This is a genomic window from Pelomonas margarita, assembly GCF_043555875.1.
In the GTDB taxonomy this organism is placed as follows: domain Bacteria; phylum Pseudomonadota; class Gammaproteobacteria; order Burkholderiales; family Burkholderiaceae_C; genus Pelomonas; species Pelomonas margarita.
Genome location: NZ_JBIGHW010000066.1, coordinates 1 through 375, shown reverse-complemented (window position 1 = coordinate 375; position 375 = coordinate 1). Strand labels below are relative to the sequence as shown.

Below are 375 nucleotides of genomic sequence, written 5' to 3'. Positions count from 1 at the left end.
TGATGATGCCGCGCTCGACGCGACCGGTCACCACGGTGCCACGACCCGAGATCGAGAACACGTCTTCAACCGGCAGCAGGAAAGCGCCGTCAACGGCACGGTCCGGCTGGGGGATGTAGGTGTCCAGCGCGTCGGCCAAGCGCATGATGGCTTGTTCGCCCAGGTCGCCAGCGTCGCCTTCCAGCGCCAGCTTGGCCGAACCCTTGATGATGGGGGTGTCGTCGCCGGGGAAGTCGTACTTGGACAGCAGCTCGCGCACTTCCATTTCGACCAGCTCGAGCAGCTCGGCGTCGTCGACCATGTCGCACTTGTTCAGGAAGACGATGATGTACTTCACGCCGACCTGGCGAGCCAGCAGGATGTGCTCGCGGGTCT

The 375-nt window shown here is 64.0% G+C and carries 1 protein-coding gene; it reads right to left on the bottom strand.

The features are described 5' to 3' along the window. The coding region (locus ACG0Z3_RS23255) for a GTP-binding protein (protein WP_394402436.1) at positions 1-375 on the bottom strand (375 nt) is incomplete at both ends.